The organism is Pseudomonas sp. 1L-B-1-E-C1, from assembly GCF_057291835.1.
Genome location: NZ_JBXAWN010000015.1, coordinates 1 through 22,719, shown reverse-complemented (window position 1 = coordinate 22,719; position 22,719 = coordinate 1). Strand labels below are relative to the sequence as shown.

General features: G+C 60.6%; 22 protein-coding genes. 11 read left to right on the top strand and 11 right to left on the bottom strand.

Annotation, left to right across the window (positions count from 1 at the left end; all coding sequences use genetic code 11):
• Positions 1 to 6: 6 nt before the first annotated feature.
• Positions 7 to 465, bottom strand: a complete 459-nt coding sequence (locus AC0Z4S_RS23560) for a hypothetical protein (protein WP_042607168.1) — start codon at positions 463 to 465, stop codon at positions 7 to 9.
• A 134-nt stretch (positions 466 to 599) separates the two neighbouring features.
• Between AC0Z4S_RS23560 and AC0Z4S_RS23555 the strand changes: the two genes are divergently transcribed.
• Together AC0Z4S_RS23555 and AC0Z4S_RS23550 are read left to right on the top strand one after the other, a co-directional pair.
• Positions 600 to 1,034 carry a hypothetical protein gene (locus AC0Z4S_RS23555; RefSeq protein ID WP_471880115.1) on the top strand — a complete coding sequence of 145 codons (435 nt, stop codon included), beginning with the start codon at positions 600 to 602 and terminating at the stop codon, positions 1,032 to 1,034.
• Complete coding sequence (locus tag AC0Z4S_RS23550) at positions 1,034 to 1,438, top strand: META domain-containing protein (protein ID WP_471880114.1); 405 nt, start codon at positions 1,034 to 1,036, stop codon at positions 1,436 to 1,438. The genes AC0Z4S_RS23555 and AC0Z4S_RS23550 overlap by 1 nt, the downstream gene beginning before the upstream one ends.
• A gap of 261 nt (positions 1,439 to 1,699) precedes the next feature.
• Here the strand turns inward: AC0Z4S_RS23550 and AC0Z4S_RS23545 are convergent, their stop codons facing one another.
• On the bottom strand, positions 1,700 to 2,167 hold the full coding sequence (locus AC0Z4S_RS23545) for a TlpA disulfide reductase family protein (protein ID WP_471880113.1): 468 nt from the start codon (positions 2,165 to 2,167) through the stop codon (positions 1,700 to 1,702).
• A 113-nt stretch (positions 2,168 to 2,280) separates the two neighbouring features.
• On the opposite strand from AC0Z4S_RS23545, the gene arsC reads away from it, so the two are divergent.
• From arsC to AC0Z4S_RS23530, 3 genes are read left to right on the top strand one after another with little or no spacing between them, the layout of a single operon-like run.
• Positions 2,281 to 2,634, top strand: a complete 354-nt coding sequence (gene arsC, locus AC0Z4S_RS23540; RefSeq protein ID WP_485624781.1) for an arsenate reductase (glutaredoxin) — start codon at positions 2,281 to 2,283, stop codon at positions 2,632 to 2,634.
• Positions 2,631 to 3,227, top strand: a complete 597-nt coding sequence (gene wrbA / locus AC0Z4S_RS23535) for an NAD(P)H:quinone oxidoreductase (RefSeq protein WP_137213924.1) — start codon at positions 2,631 to 2,633, stop codon at positions 3,225 to 3,227. Before arsC ends, wrbA begins: the two co-directional genes overlap by 4 nt.
• Positions 3,227 to 3,652 carry a DUF2069 domain-containing protein gene (locus tag AC0Z4S_RS23530; protein WP_485624780.1) on the top strand — a complete coding sequence of 142 codons (426 nt, stop codon included), beginning with the start codon at positions 3,227 to 3,229 and terminating at the stop codon, positions 3,650 to 3,652. The genes wrbA and AC0Z4S_RS23530 overlap by 1 nt, the downstream gene beginning before the upstream one ends.
• A gap of 89 nt (positions 3,653 to 3,741) precedes the next feature.
• Here AC0Z4S_RS23530 and AC0Z4S_RS23525 read toward each other — a convergent pair whose 3' ends face one another.
• Complete coding sequence (locus AC0Z4S_RS23525; protein WP_016773632.1) at positions 3,742 to 4,416, bottom strand: DNA-3-methyladenine glycosylase I; 675 nt, start codon at positions 4,414 to 4,416, stop codon at positions 3,742 to 3,744.
• Between the two features lie 135 nt (positions 4,417 to 4,551).
• Positions 4,552 to 5,376: a tRNA 2-thiocytidine(32) synthetase TtcA gene (ttcA, locus tag AC0Z4S_RS23520; protein ID WP_485624779.1), complete on the bottom strand. Its 825-nt coding sequence runs from the start codon at positions 5,374 to 5,376 to the stop codon at positions 4,552 to 4,554.
• A gap of 373 nt (positions 5,377 to 5,749) precedes the next feature.
• Between ttcA and AC0Z4S_RS23515 the strand changes: the two genes are divergently transcribed.
• The gene (locus AC0Z4S_RS23515) at positions 5,750 to 6,352 is read left to right on the top strand and encodes a Yip1 family protein (RefSeq protein ID WP_253504494.1); all 603 of its coding nucleotides are present in this window, start codon (positions 5,750 to 5,752) and stop codon (positions 6,350 to 6,352) included.
• Positions 6,353 to 6,499: 147 nt separating this feature from the next.
• The gene (locus AC0Z4S_RS23510; protein ID WP_024013976.1) at positions 6,500 to 6,994 is read left to right on the top strand and encodes a SprT family zinc-dependent metalloprotease; all 495 of its coding nucleotides are present in this window, start codon (positions 6,500 to 6,502) and stop codon (positions 6,992 to 6,994) included.
• Positions 6,995 to 7,102: 108 nt separating this feature from the next.
• On the opposite strand, the gene AC0Z4S_RS23505 is transcribed toward AC0Z4S_RS23510, so the two are convergent.
• Positions 7,103 to 8,284: a CaiB/BaiF CoA transferase family protein gene (locus AC0Z4S_RS23505; protein ID WP_485624778.1), complete on the bottom strand. Its 1,182-nt coding sequence runs from the start codon at positions 8,282 to 8,284 to the stop codon at positions 7,103 to 7,105.
• A 145-nt stretch (positions 8,285 to 8,429) separates the two neighbouring features.
• Entirely contained in the window at positions 8,430 to 9,764 is a 1,335-nt protein-coding gene (locus AC0Z4S_RS23500; protein ID WP_485624777.1) for a dicarboxylate/amino acid:cation symporter, read from the bottom strand.
• A gap of 346 nt (positions 9,765 to 10,110) precedes the next feature.
• Between AC0Z4S_RS23500 and AC0Z4S_RS23495 the strand changes: the two genes are divergently transcribed.
• Complete coding sequence (locus AC0Z4S_RS23495; protein ID WP_485624776.1) at positions 10,111 to 11,109, top strand: AraC family transcriptional regulator; 999 nt, start codon at positions 10,111 to 10,113, stop codon at positions 11,107 to 11,109.
• Positions 11,110 to 11,322: 213 nt separating this feature from the next.
• Here the strand turns inward: AC0Z4S_RS23495 and AC0Z4S_RS23490 are convergent, their stop codons facing one another.
• The 3 genes from AC0Z4S_RS23490 to AC0Z4S_RS23480 all read right to left on the bottom strand — a co-directional run bounded on the left by AC0Z4S_RS23490 (position 11,323) and on the right by AC0Z4S_RS23480 (position 14,097).
• Complete coding sequence (locus tag AC0Z4S_RS23490) at positions 11,323 to 12,669, bottom strand: ATP-binding protein (protein WP_485624775.1); 1,347 nt, start codon at positions 12,667 to 12,669, stop codon at positions 11,323 to 11,325.
• Complete coding sequence (locus AC0Z4S_RS23485; RefSeq protein ID WP_253504510.1) at positions 12,666 to 13,343, bottom strand: response regulator transcription factor; 678 nt, start codon at positions 13,341 to 13,343, stop codon at positions 12,666 to 12,668. Before AC0Z4S_RS23485 ends, AC0Z4S_RS23490 begins: the two co-directional genes overlap by 4 nt.
• Positions 13,344 to 13,491: 148 nt before the next feature.
• Positions 13,492 to 14,097 (bottom strand): membrane protein, encoded by a 606-nt coding sequence (locus AC0Z4S_RS23480; protein WP_039757849.1) that lies wholly within the window; start codon positions 14,095 to 14,097, stop codon positions 13,492 to 13,494.
• Between the two features lie 142 nt (positions 14,098 to 14,239).
• Here AC0Z4S_RS23480 and AC0Z4S_RS23475 point away from each other — a divergent pair, with 142 nt between their 5' ends.
• Together AC0Z4S_RS23475 and AC0Z4S_RS23470 are read left to right on the top strand one after the other, a co-directional pair.
• Positions 14,240 to 15,031, top strand: a complete 792-nt coding sequence (locus AC0Z4S_RS23475; RefSeq protein WP_485624774.1) for a dienelactone hydrolase family protein — start codon at positions 14,240 to 14,242, stop codon at positions 15,029 to 15,031.
• A 150-nt stretch (positions 15,032 to 15,181) separates the two neighbouring features.
• Positions 15,182 to 15,907: a 4'-phosphopantetheinyl transferase family protein gene (locus AC0Z4S_RS23470; protein WP_485624773.1), complete on the top strand. Its 726-nt coding sequence runs from the start codon at positions 15,182 to 15,184 to the stop codon at positions 15,905 to 15,907.
• Positions 15,908 to 16,013: 106 nt separating this feature from the next.
• Here AC0Z4S_RS23470 and AC0Z4S_RS23465 read toward each other — a convergent pair whose 3' ends face one another.
• Both AC0Z4S_RS23465 and AC0Z4S_RS23460 read right to left on the bottom strand, forming a co-directional pair.
• A complete protein-coding gene (locus AC0Z4S_RS23465; protein WP_253504519.1) occupies positions 16,014 to 17,624 on the bottom strand; it encodes an ATP-binding protein in 1,611 nt (536 codons plus the stop codon).
• Complete coding sequence (locus AC0Z4S_RS23460; protein WP_056788095.1) at positions 17,621 to 18,343, bottom strand: response regulator; 723 nt, start codon at positions 18,341 to 18,343, stop codon at positions 17,621 to 17,623. Before AC0Z4S_RS23460 ends, AC0Z4S_RS23465 begins: the two co-directional genes overlap by 4 nt.
• Positions 18,344 to 19,205: 862 nt before the next feature.
• Here AC0Z4S_RS23460 and AC0Z4S_RS23455 point away from each other — a divergent pair.
• Positions 19,206 to 22,100, top strand: a complete 2,895-nt coding sequence (locus tag AC0Z4S_RS23455; RefSeq protein WP_024013986.1) for a ribonucleoside-diphosphate reductase subunit alpha — start codon at positions 19,206 to 19,208, stop codon at positions 22,098 to 22,100.
• Positions 22,101 to 22,719: the final 619 nt, after the last annotated feature.

Sequence of the window (22,719 nt, the reverse complement as noted above, 5' to 3'; positions counted from 1 at the left end):
AGCGCCTTACTTGGGCAGCGAAGACGCCAGGATCAGCAAGCCCAGCCAACCGAAACCGAGCAGGCGCTGCTTGCTCGAATGGCCGCTGCGCAGCAAGAACCAGACGAAAAACGCCGGCAACAGAAACACCATGATTTTTAGCCAGCCTTCCACCGGACGGCTGCCATCGGCGTTGAGCGGTTGTTGTGCCTGGCGAGCCTGTTCTGCCGCCTGCTGACGACGACGGCGCCCTGCTGCTGCGGGCATCACTTTCGGTAACGGCTCGGCCACTGGCGGTACAACCGCTTCGGGCACAGCCTTGTTGCGTGGCAGGCTGCCGAAGGAAATCGTCGAGGTCTGCGCCGATGCCGCAATGGACTGCGCCTGCATGGCGGCGTGCTCGGCCATCGGGGCGCCGCAGTGAATGCACACCAGCGCTTCGGAACTGATGCTCCGCTTGCATTCATAACATTCGATCAGCGCCATGTTCCGTTCCTTCAGATTCGGGGGCCGGCAGTTTGCCATGACTGTCGGTGCATTTGAACCGGATCGAAGGTCGCACGCGTGCATCATTCTGCAATCGAGCCCGTGCTAGCATGTCGCGCATATTTGGAGGACCCATGGTCGAACACGATTTCCGCTACACCCTGATGAACCCGCAACACACCCTCACCGAATGCCGCGCCCTGGTTCCGGGCCGCTATCAGGTGACCGGCAACGGTGGCTCGATCCGCATCGGCGATGCCCTGTTGGTCACGCTCAAAGGCAGCAAGGATTTGTCCATGCGCCTGACCGTCGACACAGTCCGCCATCTGATCAACCCGCCGGGTCAATGGACCGCGATGACCACAGGCCCGGTGTTCGGCGAACTGGCCATTCACACCTGGCAGGTCCACTGCGACAGCTGCGCGAAAGAGCTGAGCTTCGAATTTGCCGTGGATGCCAAACTTGGCAAAACCGCAGAAAAACCGGCTGCCACCGCACGCATCGCCGAGCTGGGCTGGAAAGCCGTTGGCGACAAACACCTGTGCCCGAAATGCCAGGAGCCCGCGTGATGAAACGCTTTGCCCTGACCGCACTGATCGGTGTCGGCCTGGTCGGTTGCGCCGCAGAGCCGGTGCAACTGCAGCACAACCGCAGCTACATTCTGGAATGGATCGGCGAGCGGCCGTTGATGGATTACAGCCATCTGACCGTAACCCTCGGCGATGACGGCCGCGCCTACGGCAACGGCGGCTGCAACCATTGGTTCGCGCCCTATACGCAGGACGGCGACAAGCTGACCTTCGGCAAGATCGGCAAAACCCGCAAGCTCTGCGCCCCGGCGCTGATGGAGCAGGAACAGCGATTTTTACAGGCGCTGGAAAAAGTCGAGCGCTGGGACATTTCGCCGATCGAGCAGGTGCGCTTCTGGCCGGCTGAAGGCAAGCCGTTGCGTTGGTGGCTGGAAGAGGGTTGATGGCTTGAATCGTCAAGCCCCTCACCCTGGCCCTCTCCCAGAGGGAGAGGGAACCGATTGGGGAATATTGAAGAGATACGCCGACGTGGAAGCTTCTCGCTGAATCCCTGATCGACTTGTTTTCTGCAGATCCCCAATCGATCAGATCGTCTTTGGCGGATGCATGATCGACTCGGTGTCTCAGGTCGACGTATGACGCAAGACACCTCGGTCGGCCCCCTCTCCTCGGGGAGAGGGCTGGGGTGAGGGGCTTCTGGCGGTTTACTGCGTAGCCTGCAACGACTCGAGTTTGGCCATCACCCCCGCCGCCGTCTGCTCACCCAGCAACTGTTCACGCACCTTGCCCTTGTCATCGATGATGAAGGTCACCGGCAGCGCCTCACTGCGCGGCAGGTCGAACAGCTCTGCCGGATCCTGCGCCAGCACGGTGAACTTGATGCCGAGTTTTTCGCTGGCTTCTTTCAGCTCCGCGCCCTGCACATTGTCGAAATTGACCCCGAAAACACCAACGTTCTTGCTCTTGAGTTCGTTAGCCAAATGGTTGAGCTCGGGGATTTCCGTGCGGCAAGGGCCACACCATTCGGCCCAGTAATTAAGCACAATCCAATGTTTGTCGAGACGTTCGGACGCTACCTTCTGGCCGTTCTGGTCGATCCCGTAATCATTGCCGCAGCCCCCCAGCATCAACGCCCCGATAATGGTCAATGCCGCTGCCAATCGCCTTGTCATGTCGTGTTCCTTGTGAAAATTCGAAAGCGCCTGCGACCCATCGCCTCTGACGGTTCTGGATTGCGCGCCGCACAGTTAGAATAGCCGCCACTTTACGCCAGAAGCGACCCGCCATGACCGATCTGACGCTTTATCACAATCCGCGCTGCTCGAAATCCCGCGGCGCGCTGGAACTGCTCGAAGCCCGCGGCTTGCATCCGACCATCGTGCGCTACCTGGAAACGCCGCTCAGCGCCGCGCAGATCAAGACCCTGCTCGGCAAGCTCGGGATCAGCGCGCGGCAGCTGCTGCGCAGCGGTGAAGAGGAATACAAAACCCTGAACCTGGCCGACGCCAGCCTCAGCGAGCAGCAATTGATCGAAGCCATCGCTGCGCATCCGAAACTGATGGAGAGGCCGATTCTCGAGGCCGGCGACAAAGCCGTCATCGGTCGCCCGCCGGAAAACGTGCTGGAGTTGTTGCCATGAGCACGCCGTACATTCTGGTGCTCTATTACAGCCGCAGCGGTTCGACCAACGAGATGGCCCGGCAGATCGCCCGAGGTGTCGAACAGGCCGGAATGGAAGCGCGTTTGCGCACAGTGCCGGCGATTTCCACCGAGTGCGAAGCGGTGGCCGCGGACATTCCCGATGAAGGCGCGCTCTACGCCAGCCTCGACGATCTGAAGAACTGCGCCGGTCTCGCCCTGGGCAGTCCGACGCGTTTCGGCAATATGGCCGCGCCGCTCAAATATTTTCTGGACGGCACCAGCAACCTCTGGCTGACCGGCGCGCTAGTCGGCAAACCCGCCGGTGTGTTCACTTCCACCGCCAGCCTGCACGGCGGTCAGGAAACCACGCTGCTGTCGATGATGTTGCCGTTGTTGCACCACGGCATGCTGATCACCGGCCTGCCCTACAGTGAATCGGCGCTGCTCGAAACCGAAGGTGGCGGCACGCCTTACGGCGCCAGCCATCACGCTGGTGCTGACGGCAAGAACGGTCTCGATCAGCACGAAGTGGCGCTGTGCCGCGCACTCGGTCTGCGTCTGGCGAAAACCGCGCAGAAGCTGGTGGGCTGATGGCGAAGAAGCCGAAAATCCTGCCTTCGATAGAGTGGCTTGAGCCACGGGTGAAGGCGATGCGCGTGCTCAGCCTGCTGAGCTTTTTCGCCCTCGCCGGGTTGCTCGCTGTTTATTACCTGGTGTTCGCCGACCTGCATGGCGCGCGGCCGTGGGTGATTCTGCTGGTCGAACTGATCCCGTGGCTGGTCCTCGCCCCGGCGATGATCATGGGCAGCGCCCGTGGCCATTCGTGGATGTGTTTTGTGGTGAACCTGTATTTCATCAAGGGTGCACTGGCGGCGTACGACCCCAACCGGCAGCTGTTCGGCCTGCTGGAAATGGCCGCGAGCCTGGCGGTGTTCTGCTCGGCGTTGCTGTATGTGCGCTGGCGCTATCAGCTGAATCGCAAATTGGCGGGTGAAGGCGAGATCAGCGTCGCCTGAACAACCGCTTTCGCGAGCAGGCTCGCTCCCACATCTGGAATGCATTCCCCTGTGGGAGCGAGCCTGCTCGCGAATGCAGCGACTCGGTCTTAATGGTTCACGGTGTAGGCCAGCATCATCGAGATCTGGCTCATCGGCCGTCCGCCACTTTGTTCGTGCCATTGATTGAAGGCGTTCTGCACCGTTGCCAGATCACGCTGGCTGGTCGGCACTTTGTCGACGATCTTCTGCGCATTCAGCGCCGCGACCACGTCGTAGCTCGGCACGAACGTGTCCTTGCCGACCATGCGCAAAAACCGCGGTGCCGACAGCCCGCCGAGTTGATGGCCATGCTTCTTCAGGTACGTCCACAGGCCGACGATATCGGTCACCGGCCAGTCGGCGATCAGCGCGCCGAAGCTGCCCTTGTCCTTTTCCACATCGAGGATGAACTGCGCGTTGCGCGGCACGCTTTTCAGCTTGCCGAGATGGCGGATGATCCGCGCGTCCTGCATCAGCCGCTCCAGGTGCTCGGCGCTCATCAGCACGACTTTCTCCGGATCGAACTTGAAGAACACTTCTTCGAACGCCGGCCACTTGGCGTCAACCAGGCTGTGCTTGAGCCCGGCGCGAAACACCCGCAGGGCCATGGTCGACAGGTAGCGATCGTCGCGGATCTTGCGCAATTGTGCGGGGGTCTTGGGAACGGGCAGATGGGCTTCCAGTTCAGCCGCCGAACCAAAACGGTTCAGACAGTATTCGTGCAGCCACTTGTAATCGCGCATGCCCTCTCCTATTGAATGAAACGAACAGATCCCTGTGGGAGCGAGCCTGCTCGCGAAGGGGTTGGATCAGTCAACACTTGGGCTGAATGACACACCGCTTTCGCGAGCAGGCTCGCTCCCACATCTGGATCGGGTTTACAGATTGACGACATTGACGAAACGCGAAGCTGCGGTCTCGTCGATCTTCAGGCTGGTGAAGTCGAACAGGTTGCGGTCGGCCAGTTGCGACGGCACCACGTTCTGCAGGCTGCGGAAAATCGATTCGGTGCGGCCCGGGGTCTTGCGATCCCAGTCCTGAAGCATTTCCTTGACCACCTGGCGCTGCAGGTTTTCCTGCGAGCCGCAGAGATTGCACGGAATGATCGGGAATTGCTTGAAGTCCGAGTAGGCCTGAATGTCCTTCTCGTTGCAGTACGCCAGCGGACGAATCACTACGTTGCGGCCATCGTCGGCGCGCAGTTTCGGCGGCATCGCTTTCAGGGTGCCGTTGAAGAACATGTTGAGGAAAAATGTCTCGACGATGTCGTCGCGGTGATGACCAAGGGCCATTTTCGTCGCGCCGATCTCGTCAGCAAAGGTGTACAGCGTGCCGCGACGCAGGCGCGAGCACAGCGAGCAGGTGGTCTTGCCTTCCGGCACCAGCTCCTTGACCACCGAGTAGGTGTCTTTCTCGACGATGTGATACTCGATGCCCAGTTCTTTCAGGTAGGCCGGCAGCACGTGCTTGGGAAAGCCCGGCTGTTTCTGGTCCATGTTCACCGCGACGATGTCGAACTTGATCGGTGCAACCTTCTGCAGGTGCATCAGCACGTCGAGCATGGTGTAGCTGTCCTTGCCCCCGGACAGGCAGACCATGACCTTGTCGCCGTCTTCGATCATGTTGAAATCGGCGACCGCCTCGCCGGCCAGGCGGCGCAGGCGCTTTTGCAGTTTGTTCTGGTTGACCGTAAGAGTGCCCATGACGCGAAATCCGTGAGGTGTGACGAAAGGCCGGCATTTTACGCAAAAACCCCAGTAGCGCGAAGCATGGATCCCGACCGTCCGTAACCTGGAATGCTGCCTTGAACGTAGGAGCTGCCGAAGGCTGCGATCTTTTGCTTGTAAAAAACCCGATCAAAAGATCGCAGCCCGCCGCAGCTCCAACAACTACAACTGCGATTAAGCCCCTTGTTTACAGCGCGATTTGCTCTAAGCCCGGCATACCGGTGCGCTGGAGTCCTTTCTATACTGCGACATAAGGTCGCACACGTGTTTAGACCTGTATTTGCTCGGCCACCTTGGCCCGTAGGCGCTCCGTTGGGGGGCGATGGCAATGACAAGAGGAGTGAATGGCATGATCCATCACGTAGTGGGACTGTTTACCCACCCCGATCAGGAATGGAAGGAGATCCGTGGCGACCAAGAGGAAAGCATCAGCCACATGTACTTGACCCACACGCTGATTCTGGCGGCGATCCCCGCTGTCTCGGCGTTCATCGGCACGACCCAGGTCGGCTGGGTAATCGGCAACCGCGCGCCGGTGATGCTGACGTTCGAAAGCGCCTTGTGGATGACCATCATGTCGTACCTGGCGATGCTCGGCGGGGTCGCGGTGATGGGCGCCTTCGTGCACTGGATGGCGCGCACCTATGACGCCAATCCGAGCCTGGCCCGTTGCGTGGCGTTTGCCACCTACACCGCGACTCCGTTGTTCGTCGGCGGCCTGGCGGCGCTGTATCCGCACATGTGGCTGGGGATGATCGTCGGCACGGCGGCCATCTGCTACACGGTGTACCTGCTGTACGTCGGCCTGCCGACATTCATGAACATTCCTGCGGATGAAGGTTTTCTGTTTTCCAGCTCAGTGCTCGCGGTCGGGCTGGTGGTGCTGGTGGCGATCATGGCGTTTACCGTGATCATCTGGGGGCTGGGTGTCGGGCCCGTCTATACCAATTGACCCGTTTCCTCCCTGAGAAAAACAACATCTGCCAATACAGGCCGCCGCAAGGCGGCCTTCTCGTTGGGCGACGACCATTCGGCAGGTCGGCGATTCGCAAGTCGCCGGGGTTGCGGCATACTCGGCTTCTCTGGAGATCCATCAAGCATGCCCGAGCAACTCAATACCCGCGTCGAAGATTGTTACCAACTCGCTGAATCCTTTTTCAAACGTTCCTTCAAACGCCCCGTCGTCAGTCTCAAGCTGCGCGGGCAGAAAGCCGGTGTCGCGCATCTGCACGAGAACCTGCTGCGCTTCAACCCGCAGCTGTACCGGGAAAACACCGAACATTTCCTCAAGCAGACCGTGGCCCACGAGGTCGCGCACCTGATCGCTCACCAACTGTTCGGCGACCGCATTCAGCCCCATGGCGAGGAGTGGCAATTGATCATGCGCGGCGTCTACGAACTGCCGCCCGACCGCTGCCATACCTATGAGATCAAGCGGCGCAGCGTGACCCGCTATATCTACAAATGCCCGTGCCCCGACAGTGACTTCCCGTTTACCGCCCAGCGCCATGGCCTGGTACGGCAAGGGCGGCGGTATTTGTGCCGGCGCTGCCGCAGTACCCTGGTGTTCAGTGGTGAGATGCGGGTGGAATGACAGATTTGTAGAGCATCGGCTGGCCCCTTCGCGAGCAGGCTCGCTCCCACAGGGGAATGCATTTCAAATGTGGGAGCGAGCCTGCTCGCGAAGGCGCCAGTATGGTCGCTACAAAATCACCTTGGCGGAACGCAGCTCGGAAATTCGCTCAGCACCAAGCCCCAACTCCCCCAGCACCTCATCCGTATGCTGCCCCAACCCCGCGCCGACATGCCTCGGCGCCGGCAGCGCTTCAGAGAATTTCAACGGACAAGCCATCTGCACCTGCGTCGTGCGATCGCCGCGCGGCACTTGGGTCACCAACTCCCGCGCCTGTAACTGCGGATGGCGCAACGCCTCGCCCAGATTCAATACCGGTTCGACACAGGCATCGACTCCGGCGAACAGCTCACACAGTTCAGCAAAATCATGTCGTTCGAATTCGATCCGCAATGCCTCTTTCAGCGCCTGTTGCTGCTCAGGCCTGGGCGACAATCCCTGCGCCGCCAGCTCCGGCCGGCCCAGCGCCGTGCACAGTTGCTGCATGAACGCCGGCTCAAGACTGCCCACCGACATCCAGCGCCCATCCCGGGTGCGGTAATAATCATAGAAACTGCCGCCATTGAGCACCTGGTCCTCCCAACCCGGCTCCACGCCGCAGGCCAGATATCCCGCGCCGGCCATGGCGTTCAGGCTGAACGCGCAATCGGTCATGCTCACATCCAGATGAGTGCCTTGCCCGCTCTGCTGGCGAGCGATCACCGCCGCCAGCAAGCCGATCACCCCGTGCAACGAGCCGCCAGCCACATCCGCCACCTGCATGCCCAGCGGCAACGGCCCGCTGTCGGCGCGTCCGGTGTAACTGGCCAGCCCGGCCAGCGCCAGATAATTGATGTCATGCCCGGCGCGCTCTTTATACGGCCCGGTCTGGCCGTAACCGCTGATCGACACGTAAATCAGCCGCGGGTTGATCGCCTTCAACGCCTCATAACCCAGACCCAGACGCTCCATCACCCCGGGGCGGAATTGCTCGAGAACGATGTCGTACTCACCCAGCAACTGCTTGATGATCTGCAGCGCTTCGGGCTGTTTCAGATCCAGCGCCAGACTGCGCTTGTTGCGGTTCAGGTAAGCGTGGCTGGCCGATACCCCGCCATCGTGCGGCGGCAGCACCCGCAGCAGATCCATACGCGTCGGCGATTCGATGCGCAGCACTTCGGCGCCCATGTCCGCCAGCAGCAACGAGGCGAACGGCCCCGGCAGCAAGGTCGAGAAATCGAGAATCTTCAGTGAGGCCAGCGGTGCGGACATGGGCGAACTCCTTGGGCGATGCACTCAGCCTAGGCAGCCATCGCCGATGCGGCAATCACCGCAAATGTCAGCAGGTGTGACCGTTGCGCTCAAATTGCGGGCAAGAAAAAACCCGCCGAAGCGGGCTTTTCTGTGCAAGCGATGCTTACTTCACATTGCTCGGGGTTGGGCCTTCAGCCACACCCAGGTCGTCTTCTTCACGCTCGTCGGAGATACCGCGACCGCCGGAAGCCAGCTCGGTTTGCAGTTGATCGGTATCCAGCTCCTTGACCCACTTGGCCACGACGATGGTCGCTACCGCGTTACCGACCAGGTTGGTCAGCGCGCGGGCTTCGGACATGAAGCGGTCGATGCCGAGGATCAGCGCCAGACCGGCCACCGGCAGGTGACCTACCGCCGACAGGGTCGCGGCCAGCACGATGAAGCCCGAACCGGTCACACCCGCCGCGCCTTTGGAAGACAGCAGCAGTACCAGCAGCAGCGTGATCTGGTGGGTGATGTCCATGTGCGTGTCGGTCGCCTGGGCGATGAACACGGCGGCCATGGTCAGGTAGATCGAAGTACCGTCGAGGTTGAACGAGTAACCGGTCGGAATCACCAGACCGACCACCGATTTCTTCGCGCCCAGACGCTCCATCTTGATCAGCATGCGTGGCAGTGCCGATTCCGACGAGGACGTACCCAGTACGATCAACAGTTCTTCACGGATGTAGCGCACCAGTTTGAACACGCTGAAACCGTGGGCCCGGCAGATCGCACCCAGCACCAGCACGACGAACAGTATGCAGGTGATGTAGAAGCAGATCATCAGTTGACCCAGCTGCACCAGCGAGCCGACACCGTAGGCACCGATGGTGAACGCCATGGCACCGAACGCACCGATCGGCGCCAGTTTCATGATCATGTTGATGATGTTGAACATCACGTGGGCGAAGCGATCGATCATGTCCAGCAGCGGACGACCGTAAGCACCGAGGCGATGCAGGGCGTAGCCGAAGATCACCGAGAACATCAGTACTTGCAGGATGTCACCGGTGGCAAACGCGCCGACAATGGTGTTCGGGATCACATTGAGGAGGAAGCCGACAATGCTCTGGTCTTTACTGGCCGTCACGTAGGTGGCGATTTTCGAGGCGTCGAGGGTGGTGACGTCGATGTGCATGCCGGCGCCCGGTTGCACAACGTTGACCACGATCAGACCGATCAGCAGGGCAATGGTGGAAACGATTTCGAAATACAGCAGCGCGTAGCCGCCGGTTTTGCCCACCGACTTCATGTTCTGCATGCCGGCGATGCCGCTGACAACAGTACAGAAGATGATCGGGGCGATGACCATTTTGATCAGCTTGATGAAGCCGTCACCCAGTGGCTTGAGGGCCACGCCGGTCTGCGGGTAGAAGTGACCGAGCAGGATGCCGATCGCGATGGCAACGATCACCTGGAAATACAGGGATTTGTACAGTGGCTGACGAGTCGTCATTGCAGGTTTCCTCAAGCGTCCAGCGGCAACATCCATCTGTCGAGCGCTGAACCTTAATTGCGAACCCTCCTGCACTGGAGGGATTTGTTGTTGGAACGGCATCTTCCCGGGCGGGTGAAATGCACGCTTCTGTCGCTTGTATCGCAAACGTCGTGCCAGATTGGTGCGATGGGCAGCAAGCCTTTTGATATCAGGGGCTGCGGGATTTTCCTGTCACCAATCGGTTACTTGAGCATGGCGGATTTCCGCCAACTCACCGCCCCTCATCCTGCAATTTGGCGGAAATCCGCCTTGTTGCGTTGCAGGCCCGCCGTTACGATCGTCGCCTGAACAAGGATTGCCGCTTATGCGCGAACGCACCATCGCCAGCCATTTCGCCCGTGCCGCCCTTGGTGGTGCACGCCGGCGCGGTTTCGATCATTCACAGCTGTTGCAGCAACTGGGGATCAGCCCGGAGTTGCTCGACGAGCCCCGCGCACGCATCGCGCCGGAGCAGTTCACCCGCTTGATCCAAGGGTTGTGGCTGGCGCTGGACGACGAATACCTCGGCTTCGGTAACGCCCCGAGCAAGCCCGGCAGCTTCGCCATGATGTGTCACGCCGCAATTCACTGCCGCAACCTGGAGAAGGCCCTGCAACGCGGTTTATTGTTTTATAGCCTGTTCCCTGATGCCCCGCGCCTGAGCTTGAGCCGCGAAGACGAATGGGTGCGTTTGAGCCTGGATGACGCGCAGTTGTGGGATCCGGATCACTTTCTCACCGAGAGTTTGCTGGTGATCTGGCACCGCCTCGGCAGTTGGCTGATCGGCCAGCGGATTCGCCTTGAGCAGGCAACCTTCAGCTATCCGCGCCCCGCTCACGGCAGCGAATACGACCTGCTGTTCCCCTGCCCGCTGACCTTCGACGGCGCCCGGAGCAGCCTGCTGTTTCACAGTCGCTACCTGTCCATGCCGCTGTTGCAGGACGAACGCACGCTCAAGCACTTCCTCGAACGCTCCCCCGCCGACCTGCTCTCACGCCCGGACGACGGCGACAGCCTGAGCAGCCGCCTGCGCCGCTTGCTCAGTCGCGACGCTGCGAGTTGGCCGGATCTGGAAGCTGTCGCGGCGCATCTGCACATCAGCCCGCAAACCTTGCGCCGGCACTTGCGCGAGGAAGGCACGAGTTTTCAGGAGCTGAAGGATCAGCTGCGGCGGGATATCGCCATCTATCATCTGGGCCGGGCGGATCTGTCGTTGCAGCAGATTGCCGAGCAGCTCGGATTTTCCGAACCGTCGGCGTTTCATCGGGCGTTCAAGAAATGGACGGGGCTGACACCGGGGGCTTACCGGGCGCAGGAGCTGTGAAGGATCAAAAGCCCCTCACCCTAACCCTCTCCCGGAGGGAGAGGGGACTGATTGGGGGATGCTGAAGATCTGGCCCGACCTGACAGCTATCCGGTGAATCCATATTCGCTGCAAATTGCTCAGGTCGATAAATATCTCAAGACACTTCGGTCAGTCCCCTCTCCCTCTGGGCGGTCCGACGTTTCGGGAGGGTTAGGGTGAGGGCCGCTTCATTCACACCGCAGGAAAATGAATCCTGAAGGCCGCCCCGCCCATCGGCGAATCGCCCAGGGCCAAGCGGGCGTTGTAGCTTTCGATGATGTCCTTGACCACCGCCAGCCCGATCCCCTGTCCCGGATGCTGGGCATCCAGGCGTTCGCCGCGCTCGAGAATCCGCGCTCGCTGATCGAGCGGCACACCCGGCCCATCGTCCTCGACGCACAATTCGACCCCGGCCAGCGATTCGCGCACGCTGACGCGCACCTCGCCAAGACACAGGCGATAGGCGTTTTCCAGCAGGTTGCCGAGCATTTCCAGCAAGGCGCCCTGCTCGATCGGCACATAACAATGCTCGGGCAGATCAAAGGTCACCCGCACGTGCTTGTCGCGATAGACCTTGTCCAGCGTATCGCACAGGCTTTTGAGCACCGGTTGCAGGCGCACCTGATGGCGCACCAGACCACTTTTACGCAGGCTGGCCCGTTGCAGCTGGTAGCTGATCTGCTGGCTCATGCGCTCGATCTGGCTTTGCAGGACCCAGGCCTGATCGCGGTCTTCGGGGCGTTGGGCCATGTCTTCGCTGACGCCTTGCAGCACCGCCAACGGGGTTTTCAGGCTGTGGGCGAGGTCGTCTAGGGAATCGCGATAGCGGCTGCGCTGCTGGCGTTCGCTGAGCAGCAGGCGGTTGAGCGAGCCGGTCAAACGCAGCAGTTCGCGAGGGTGTTTTTCCGTCAGGCTTTCGCGGGTGCCGCCTTCGATTTCGTCGAGTTCCTGGCTCAATCGCCGCAGAGCCTTGAGGCCCCAGGTCAGGCCGATCCACAGCAATGCCAGCAGTACCAGCAATGCCGCGCCGAAGCCCAGATAGAGATTTTCGCGCAGGCCTTCCAGGGTGGTTTCGTACTCACGGACCGGTTGCAGAGCGACGATGCTGAACGCTGCGCTTTTGCCGCCGAGCAGTTTGACTTCGACGTCGTAGACGAAGAATTCCTGACCGCTGGCTTCACGGATCCGCGCGAACTCGTTGCCGAGGCCGTCGTAACGCGGCTTGTAGTTGATCTGCTCTTCCTGAGTGGCTTTCGAACGCCACACCAGCTTGCCGTCGCGGTCGTAGATATAGCCGAGCAAGCGGAAATCGGTGAGGTTGAAGCGCTCGTCCGGCAATTGCGAGGGCATCACCAAATGACCGTTTTCCACCCGTGCAGCGGAAATCAGTGTGGTGACGTCGGAAGCCAGGCGTTGCTCGATCGAATCCTGCAACGCGAGGCTGAACGCGCCCTGCATTGCCGGCAGCAAAGCGAGCATGAACAACACCGCCAACGTGGTGGCGGCAAGCATCAAACGAACGCGAAGGGAACGGATCAAGTGCAGCGCTCATTGAACAGGTAACCGAGGCCGCGCACGGTGTCGATCGGTTTGAACCCGCCCGGACCTTCCAGTTTGCGGCGCAGACGGCCGACCAGCACTTCGATGACATTCGGATCGCGCTCGTCGTCATCCGGGTAGAGCTGCTCCATCAAGCGATCCTTGGGCACCACTTGCTGATGATGGCGCATGAGGTATTCGAGGATGCGGTATTCGTAGGCTGTCAGCGCCAGCGGTTGCTCATCGAGGCTGGCCTGTTTGCGATTGAGGTCGAGCAGCAACGGCCCGGCAACGATGGTCGACTGGGTGAAACCGCTGGAGCGGCGTAACAGTGCGTTGAGGCGTGCGTCGAGCTCTTCGAACTGAAACGGCTTGACCACGTAATCGTCGGCACCGGCGGCAAGGCCCTCGACTTTGTCCTGCCAGTTGCCGCGCGCGGTGAGGATCAGGATCGGGAAGGTCTTGCCGCCCGAACGCAACTGGCGGATCAGGTCGAGGCCGCCCATGCCCGGCAGGCCGAGATCGATCACCGCCAGATCGAAGTTGTACTGGCCGGTCTGGTACAGCGCCTCCTCGGCATTGGCCACGGACTCGACCACGTGACCGCTTTCCGTCAGGCGGGTTTGCAGGTGATGACGCAACAGCGCCTCATCTTCGACGACCAACAGTTTCATACCTTTCTCCCCATCCCTTGAACACTCCAGACACAACCTGTGGGAGCGAGCCTGCTCGCGAATGCGGTTATTCAGCCAACGATGATGTTGAATGAGACATCGCTTTCGCGAGCAGGCTCGCTCCCACTATTCAATCGGCGGCGACTGCTTAGAAATAGTAGTTGGCCGACAGGTAGGTCTGCGCGCTGCTGGTCAAGTCCAGCGAGCCCTGTTTGCTGCCGCCGCTCTCTTTCATTTCGGTGCTGGCGTTGCTGCGCAGGTAACGGTAACCGAGTTCCACCGAGGTGTTCTGCGAAACTTGCTGCAAGACACCGACCTGGCCACCGATGGCGTAACCGATGTCGCTGTCTCGGCTGAAGCCTGGCGAATCCTGAGTCAGTTTGGTCAGACCGGCCGTGGCGCCCCCGAACAACTTGGTGCTGCCGCCCACCGGGTAGAACAGGTCATAGCTGCCGAGCAGGTTTTCCTGGCGCAGTTTAACGCCATTGTGCGAACCGGAAACGTTGTCGTAGGTGGCGTAGTAGCGGCCCTGGCTGTTTTGCTGACCGAGGCGCATGCCGTAGGTGTTGTTGCCGTCGATGGCTCCGGTGGCGTTGGGGTGGCCGAGGTTATTGTTCAGTGCGTGGGACTTGTCGATCTTGTCGCTGGTCTGGCCGAACGTCAGCCCGGCGAAGTTGCTGGTGTCGTCGGCGTTGGCCGCGATGCTGGAGCCTAACAGGGTAAAAGCCAGCAGCAGTTTGTTGATACGAGTCATGGGTATTTCCTCTTTCACAGTGCTGTTTGGGTATGGCGCAAGGTTACTGAGGCGCCCCTGTACGGCCCCTGAACCGTCTCTGAACCTGACCTGAACCAGATCGACTAGGCTGTTCGGACCACGTTCAACAAGGAGACCCACCATGCGCCTGTTCCTCGCCCTTGCTTTGCTGGCGGTCAGCAGCTTCACCCAGGCTGCGATCAAGACTGAAGAAATCCCTTATCAAAGCGCCGACGGCAGCAAGCTGATCGGCTACTACGCCTATGACGACGCGATCAAAGGCCCACGCCCCGGCGTTGTCGTGGTCCACGAATGGTGGGGGCTGAACGATTACGCCAAGCGCCGCGCGCGGGATCTCGCCGAACTCGGCTACAGCGCGCTGGCCATCGACATGTATGGCGAAGGCAAGAACACCGAGCACCCGAAAGACGCCATGGCCTTCATGCAGGCGGCGACCAAGGACGCCGATGCCGCCAGTAAACGCTTCGCCGCCGGGCTCGATCTGCTGAAGCAGCAAAAGCAGACCGACCCGAACCGGATTGCCGCCATCGGCTATTGCTTCGGTGGCGCCGTGGTGCTGAATGCAGCGCGTCAGGGCGTGCCGCTGGCCGGTGTGGTGAGTTTCCATGGCGCGCTGGCGACCAAGACCCCGGCGACGCCGGGCAGCGTCAAGGCGAAAATCCTGGTCGAGCATGGTGCGTTGGACAGCATGGTCACTCAGGACAACGTCACCGCTTTCAAGTCTGAGATGGACAAGGCCGGGGCGGACTACCAGTTCGTCAGTCTGGATGGCGCCAAGCATGGTTTCAGCAATCCGGATGCCGATCGCCTGAGTCATGGCGAGCATGGCGGGCCGGACATTGGGTACAACAAGGCGGCGGATGAAAAATCCTGGGCGGACATGCAGGCGTTCTTCAAGAAGATTTTCGGCTGATCAGAGACACCGCGGCGCGGCTTTCGCGAGCAGGCTCGCTCCCACAGGGATTTTCTGCGCGACGCAGATCCAGTGTGGGAGCGAGCCTGCTCGCGAAAAGCTTCACCGCGATTCTCGACCTTGCCCCGACTAACCGGCAAAATGCCCGCCATGCATACCATCCCCGCCCTGCCCGCCTGCTGCACCGCGCTCGACAGCCACTGGCCGTTGCCGACGGTCCTGGCCGATACCGTGCTGCTCAGTACCCACTTCGACCCGGCACGCCTGCTTGGCGATGACTTCCAGCGCAGCGCTGTGCCGGCGCCGCCGAGCATTCAGCGCTCGGTAGCCAAACGCCAGGCCGAGTTTCTCGCCGGGCGCATCTGCGCCCGTGCCGCGCTGCAGCAGTTGGATGGCTTGAACGTCGTTCCGCCAATCGGCGAAGACCGCGCCCCGGTGTGGCCGGCGCATATCTGCGGCTCGATCACCCACAGCACCGGCCGCGCCGCAGCGATTGTCGCCAACAAGCAACACTGGCGCGGCTTGGGCATGGATCTGGAAAACCTGTTGAGCCACGAGCGCGCCGAACGCTTGGCCGGGGAAATCCTCACGCCAGCGGAACTGCAACGCATGGCGGCGGGTTCTCCGGAGCAACTGGCGCTGCGGGTGACCCTGACGTTTTCGGTCAAAGAGAGTTTGTTCAAGGCGCTCTACCCGATTGTGCAGCAGCGCTTTTATTTCGAGCATGCCGAAGTGCTGGAATGGACTGAGGCGGGTCAGGTGAGGCTGCGGTTATTGACGGATCTGTCGAGCGAATGGCGCAACGGTTCGGAGCTGGCGGCGCAGTTTGCGGTTGGGGATGGGCAGTTGTTGAGTCTGGTCAGTATTCCTGCCTGAGGATTTGTACTGCCTGTAATGGCCCCTTCGCGAGCAGGCTCGCTCCCACAGGGATTGCATTGCAAATGTGGGAGCGAGCCTGCTCGCGAAGGCGGTAATCCGAATCTCAACGGCGCTCCTGATTCCTCGGCCAACTCAGACTGAAACACGCCCCGCCCAGACTCTTGCTCTTGCCAATGATCGCCCGGCCGTCGTGCCAGTGAATGATCCGCCGCACAATCGACAGCCCCAGACCATGTCCACCCGAGGCCCGCGTGCGGCTGTCGTCGAGGCGCAGGAACGGCGTGAAGATCCGCTCCCACGCGACCTCCGGCACTCCCGGCCCGTCGTCCTCGACGTCGATGCGACAGCGCAACTGGCCGACCTGATAACTCACCGTCACCTGCGAATGGGCATGGCGCATCGCGTTGCCCACCAGGTTCTGCAGCGCCCGATGCAGATAACGCGGCTCGGCCTCGACCCAGGCACCGTCGTTGTCGGCGGATGACAGGCACAACCCGCGCTGCACCGAGACCTCGGCGCGTAGCGGCGCCAATTCCTCGATCACCTGATTGACCAGCGCATCCAGATCGATGCGCTGGAAAGTCAGCGCCGGCGAGCCCTGTTCCAGTCGCGCGTAGGTGAGCATTTCGTCGACCAGCTTATCGAGGTCCTCGATGTCGTGATCCATGCCTTCGCGGTATTTCTCCAGCGCTTGAGGGGTGGTCGCGGTGCCGATCATTTCCAGACCGAAACGCAGCCGCGCCACTGGCGTGCGCAGTTCATGGGACACCGCCCGCACCAGTTCACGCTGGATCGCCAGCAGTTGTTGCAGGTGCTCAGCCATGCCATTGAACGCCGATGCCAGACGCCCGACCGAGTCGGCTCCACGCGCCGGCACGCGGGTTTCCAGACTGCCCTTGGCAATGCGCGTGGCCGCCGCTTCGAGACCACGCAAACGCCGCTCGAGCTGACGCACCAGCAGATAAACGATGAGGCCGATCAGGGTCAGACCGAGCGCGGCAATCAGTACCAGCCATTCCGGCGGGTACGGATTCATCTGATACAGCGGTCCGATTTCCAGCACCCACGGCGTACCGACCATGCCGGCAAACACGCGAATCGAATCGCCGCCCTTGCCCAGCGCCATCACCGTGTCGCCCTCGGCCACGCGGCGGCTCTGGTCTTCGTCCATGTCGGCATCATTCACCGTGACCAGACGCAGATCGAAACCAAAACCCTTTTCCTGCTTTATTTGCGCCAGACGTCTGGGCTGTTCGCCGACCGGCACCCGCACCAGCTCATCGGCAAGTAGATAAATAGTCGCCCGGGCCAGTTGCTCGCTGATCTGTTGCACCTCTCCTACCAGTACAAGTTGCTCTTTCTCACTGACCAGTCGATAGACCTTGGCCGCGTGCGGGCCGGTCTGCTCGACCAGCGCCTGACCGCGCAGCACGCGGGTGCGCTGGGCCAGATCGAGATCGCTTTCGGCGAATTTCTTCAGTGTCAGCGGAATGCCCAGCAGGCGCTCCCACACCAGCAGCGCGCGATGGCGCTCGGTCTGGTTCATCGGTTGCAGGTTGTCGGCCATCAGCGAGAAGGTACCGTGGGCCAGACGCTCGCGGTATTGCTCGCTGCGCACCTGATTGAGCAGGTTCAGCGCCAGCACGCCGAGCACCGCCACTAGAATCAGCGCGGCGCACATGCCGCCGTAGATGCGCAGAAAGATCGAATTCACAGCGCCAGGTCTGCGCAGGCTTCAGGGACGAACAGGTAGCCTTTGCTGCGGATGGTCTTGATCAGGCGCGGATGGTCGGGGTCGTCGCCGATTTTCGGGCGGATGCGCGAGATGCGCACGTCGATCGAGCGATCCTGGCCGTCGTAGCCGATGCCGCGCAGGGCCGTGAAGATTTCTTCGCGGGACAGAATCCGCCCGGCGTTGGACACCAGCAGCCAGAGCAGGTCGAACTCGGCGCTGGTCAGCTCGATGCCGTTGTCGCTCAGCCACGCCTCGCGCAAGGCGTTGTCGACCACCAGTGGACCGAATTGCAAACGACGGGATTTTTCCGCGACCGGCTCGGGCGTGTCGCTGCGTCGCAGCAACGCCTGGATGCGCGCCAGCAACAAGCGCGGGCGCACCGGTTTGCACACGTAATCGTCGGCACCGAGGTCGAGGCCGTGGATCTGATCGGCATCGTCGGTGCGCGCGGTGAGCATCAGGATCGGCCCGTCATACTGACTGCGCACCTTGCGGCAAATGCTCAGGCCATCTTCGCCGGGCAGCATCAGGTCGAGAATCACCAGATCCGGCTGCTCCTTGATGATCCGCGCCGCCGCCAGCGCACCATTGCCTTCGATCTCCACGCGCAGGCCATTGGCTTGCAGGTAATCGCGGGTGAGCTCGGCCAGTCGCTGGTCATCCTCGACGATCAATACCTGCCAGGTTTGTTGCTCCACCGGTGACCTCTGCTTGCTGTTTTTATTGATATGAGAAGGCTCTGCTGAATGAACGCGTTCCCTGTAGGAGCTGACGAGTGAAACGAGGCTGCGATCCTTTGATCGTGGTTTTCAAGAGCAAGATCAAAAGATCGCAGCCTCGTTTCACTCGTCAGCTCCTACATGAGTCCTCCCGATCATTTGTCATGTTCATGGAGGATAAATATGCCCGTGCAGCCAGCGATTGTATAAACGCCGATCACCCGGAAAACAAGTCGGTAAATGCGTTCGGACAAGGCGGAATTCTGTGATAGGGTTCGCGCCCTTAAAAAACCGCTGAAGCGTTTTTCCAGGCAAAAAATCAGTGACAAACGGTCTGGCTCAGCAGGTTCGCGGCCTACACGCGTTTTCCCTGTTTCTTACACAAATTACGCACAGGCTTATCCACAGGTAGTACGTTGCAATCCCCCCCTGAAACGCATTATCTTGTAGCACGGCGAAAACGGAGACCCTACATATAGGGTTTTCACCTAAAACGCCCAACCACATTTCAGACCTGAAACTCAAGTGCTTTATGGCCAGTTTCCGGTAGAACAAGCGAGTTTTTTCAAGCCCAAACCGCACTGGCGGATGGCACCGTTTTATTTGGTCCGAAACGGCCAGAACGGTATGGGTGTTGCAGTCATGACTGCGACCCGCGAAGGAATCCGGTGGCGAGCTTCGGCTCGTAACCAAAACTTCGGCAAGGATGCGGCGTTGCAGCCTTTTTCCTACTGTTCCGAAGTTTGTAATGCCGACGCCCGTCGGTTGCAGTGCTTCGGTACAGAACGGTGAGCACCATGACGGTGCCAAACAAACATAGAGAATGTGGAGACCACCCCCCATGCAAACCGACACAACTCGCGAGAACCCGCAGGGCACCTTGCCGCAGGCCGCCGATTCGACTTCGGATCTGGCAGCCACCGCGCCTGGCCAGCTGCGCGTGATCAAGCGTAATGGCACTGTCGTTCCTTACACCGATGACAAGATCACCGTCGCTATCACCAAAGCGTTTCTCGCAGTTGAGGGCGGCACCGCTGCCGCTTCGTCGCGAATCCATGACACTGTTGCGCGCCTGACCGAACAGGTCACCGCGACCTTCAAGCGCCGCATGCCATCGGGCGGCACCATCCACATCGAAGAAATCCAGGACCAGGTCGAACTGGCCCTGATGCGTGCCGGTGAGCAGAAAGTCGCTCGCGACTACGTGATCTACCGCGACGGCCGTTCGAAAGAGCGCGCAGCTCACGCTCCTGCCGAAGCAGCAGTCAACGCGCACCCGTCGATCCGCATCACCCGCGCCGACGGCAGCCTCGCGCCGCTGGACATGGGCCGCCTGAACACCATCGTTACCGAAGCCTGTGAAGGTCTGGAAGAAGTCGACGGCGACCTGATCCAGCGCGAAACCCTGAAGAACCTGTACGACGGCGTGGCCCTGACCGACGTCAACACCGCGCTGGTAATGACCGCCCGTACCCTGGTCGAGCGCGAGCCGAACTACTCGTTCGTCACAGCCCGCCTGCTGATGGACACCCTGCGTGCCGAAGGCCTGAACTTCCTTGAAGTCGCCGAAAGCGCCACCCATCACGAAATGGCCGACCTGTACGCCAAGGCACTGCCGGCCTACATCGCCAAAGGTATCGAGTTCGAACTGCTGAACCCTGTGCTGGCCACCTTCGACCTGGAAAAACTGGGCAAGGCGATCAACCACGAGCGCGATCAGCAATTCACCTACCTCGGCCTGCAGACCCTGTACGACCGCTACTTCATCCACAAGGATGGCGTGCGTTTCGAACTGCCGCAGATCTTCTTCATGCGCGTGGCCATGGGTCTTGCGATCGAAGAGAAGCAGAAAGAAGACCGTGCGATCGAGTTCTACAACCTGCTGTCCTCGTTCGACTACATGGCTTCGACCCCGACCCTGTTCAACGCCGGCACCCTGCGTCCACAGCTGTCGAGCTGCTACCTGACTACCGTGCCGGATGACCTGTCGGGCATCTATCACGCGATCCACGACAACGCCATGCTGTCGAAATTTGCCGGCGGCCTGGGCAACGACTGGACGCCGGTTCGTGCGCTGGGTTCGTACATCAAGGGCACCAACGGCAAGTCGCAAGGCGTGGTGCCGTTCCTCAAAGTGGTGAACGACACCGCTGTGGCCGTGAACCAGGGTGGCAAGCGCAAAGGCGCTGTGTGTGCCTACCTGGAAACCTGGCACATGGACATCGAAGAGTTCATCGAGCTGCGCAAGAACACCGGTGACGATCGTCGTCGTACCCACGACATGAACACCGCCAACTGGATCCCTGACCTGTTCATGAAGCGCGTCTTCGATGACGGCAAGTGGACCCTGTTCTCGCCATCCGAAGTACCGGACCTGCACGACCTGACCGGTAAAGCCTTCGAAGAGCGCTACGAGTACTACGAGGCGCTGACCGAGTACCCGGGCAAGGTCAAGCTGTTCAAGACCATCCAGGCCAAAGACCTGTGGCGCAAGATGCTGTCCATGCTGTTCGAAACCGGCCACCCATGGCTGACTTTCAAAGACCCGTGCAACCTGCGCAGCCCGCAGCAGCACGTCGGCGTGGTCCACAGCTCGAACCTGTGCACCGAGATCACCTTGAACACCAACAAGGACGAAATCGCCGTTTGCAACCTGGGCTCGATCAACCTGCCGAACCACATCGTCGACGGCAAGCTCGACACCGCCAAGCTGCAACGCACCGTGAACACCGCCGTGCGCATGCTCGATAACGTGATCGACATCAACTACTACTCGGTGCCGCAAGCGAAGAACTCCAACTTCCGCCACCGTCCGGTAGGTCTCGGCATCATGGGCTTCCAGGACGCTCTGTACCTGCAGCACATCGCCTACGGCTCCGACGCTGCCGTCGAGTTCGCCGACAAGTCGATGGAAGCAGTCAGCTACTACGCGATCCAGGCTTCCTGCGACCTGGCCGACGAGCGCGGCGCCTACGAGACGTTCAACGGCTCGCTGTGGTCCAAGGGCATCCTGCCGCTGGATTCGCAACAGATCCTGATCGAGCAGCGTGGCGAGAAGTACATCGACGTCGACCTGAAGGAAACCCTCGACTGGGCACCGGTTCGCGCCCGTGTACAGAAAGGCATCCGTAACTCGAACATCATGGCCATCGCACCGACCGCGACCATCGCCAACATCACTGGCGTCTCGCAGTCGATCGAACCGACCTACCAGAACCTGTATGTGAAATCGAACCTGTCGGGCGAATTCACCGTGATCAACCCGTACCTGGTTCGCGACCTGAAAGCTCGCGGTCTGTGGGACTCGGTCATGATCAACGACCTGAAGTACTACGACGGTTCGGTGCAGCAGATCGAGCGCATCCCGCAAGAACTCAAAGAGCTCTACGCGACCGCGTTCGAAGTGGACACCAAGTGGATCGTTGACGCCGCCAGCCGTCGTCAGAAGTGGATCGACCAGGCCCAGTCGCTGAACCTGTACATCGCCGGCGCATCGGGCAAGAAGCTTGACGTGACCTACCGCATGGCCTGGTACCGTGGTCTGAAAACCACTTACTACCTCCGTGCCCTGGCCGCGACCAGCACCGAGAAGTCGACCATCAACACCGGCAAGCTGAACGCTGTTTCCAGCGGCGGCAACCATGGCGACGATTCGGTTCTGGCCGCTCCGGCAGGTCCGGCGCCCGTGCCAAAGGCTTGCGCGATTGACGAGCCGGATTGCGAAGCTTGCCAATAAGCTGAGCTGATTTCAGGCGTTGCGAGACGCCTGGGATCTTCAGGCAAAAGAAACCCCCGACAGACTTCTGGTTTGTTGGGGGTTTTGTTTTTTGCGGGCCTTGGCGGCCTCTGGGCCGACCAGGCTATTGGGGTTTTGGGTGAATATCCGTTTTCTCGGTGCTGCGGCTGGCGGTTTCGCTCTTACAGCGACTCACTTTTTCAAACGCCAAAAAGTAAGCAAAAGGCTTTGCCCCGGCGTACGGCCCGCTCGCTGGGGCTCGGGGTTCCTTCGTTCCGGGATCGATCCGGGCGCAGCGTCTCCGGTTTGCTTCGCTGCACCTACACTCGCTGTGTACGACTGCGTCGTACGGTCGCTGCGCTCCCACCCCCGGATCGATCCCGTAACGAAGCCTGCCGAAGGGGCAAAAGATCAAGAGCCAAAGCAAAAGCAAAAGCCAGATCAAGAGCCCCTCACCCTAACCCTCTCCCTGTATGTACCGGACACATGGTGGACAGGTGTTCGGAGACATGGTGGACACTTTTTAATAGGCACATTGCTCATCATCAAGGAGATGACCTGTGTCCTGGCAAGAGGCATCCACCATGCAACTTCGTACAGAGTTTGTGCATTTGGCTCG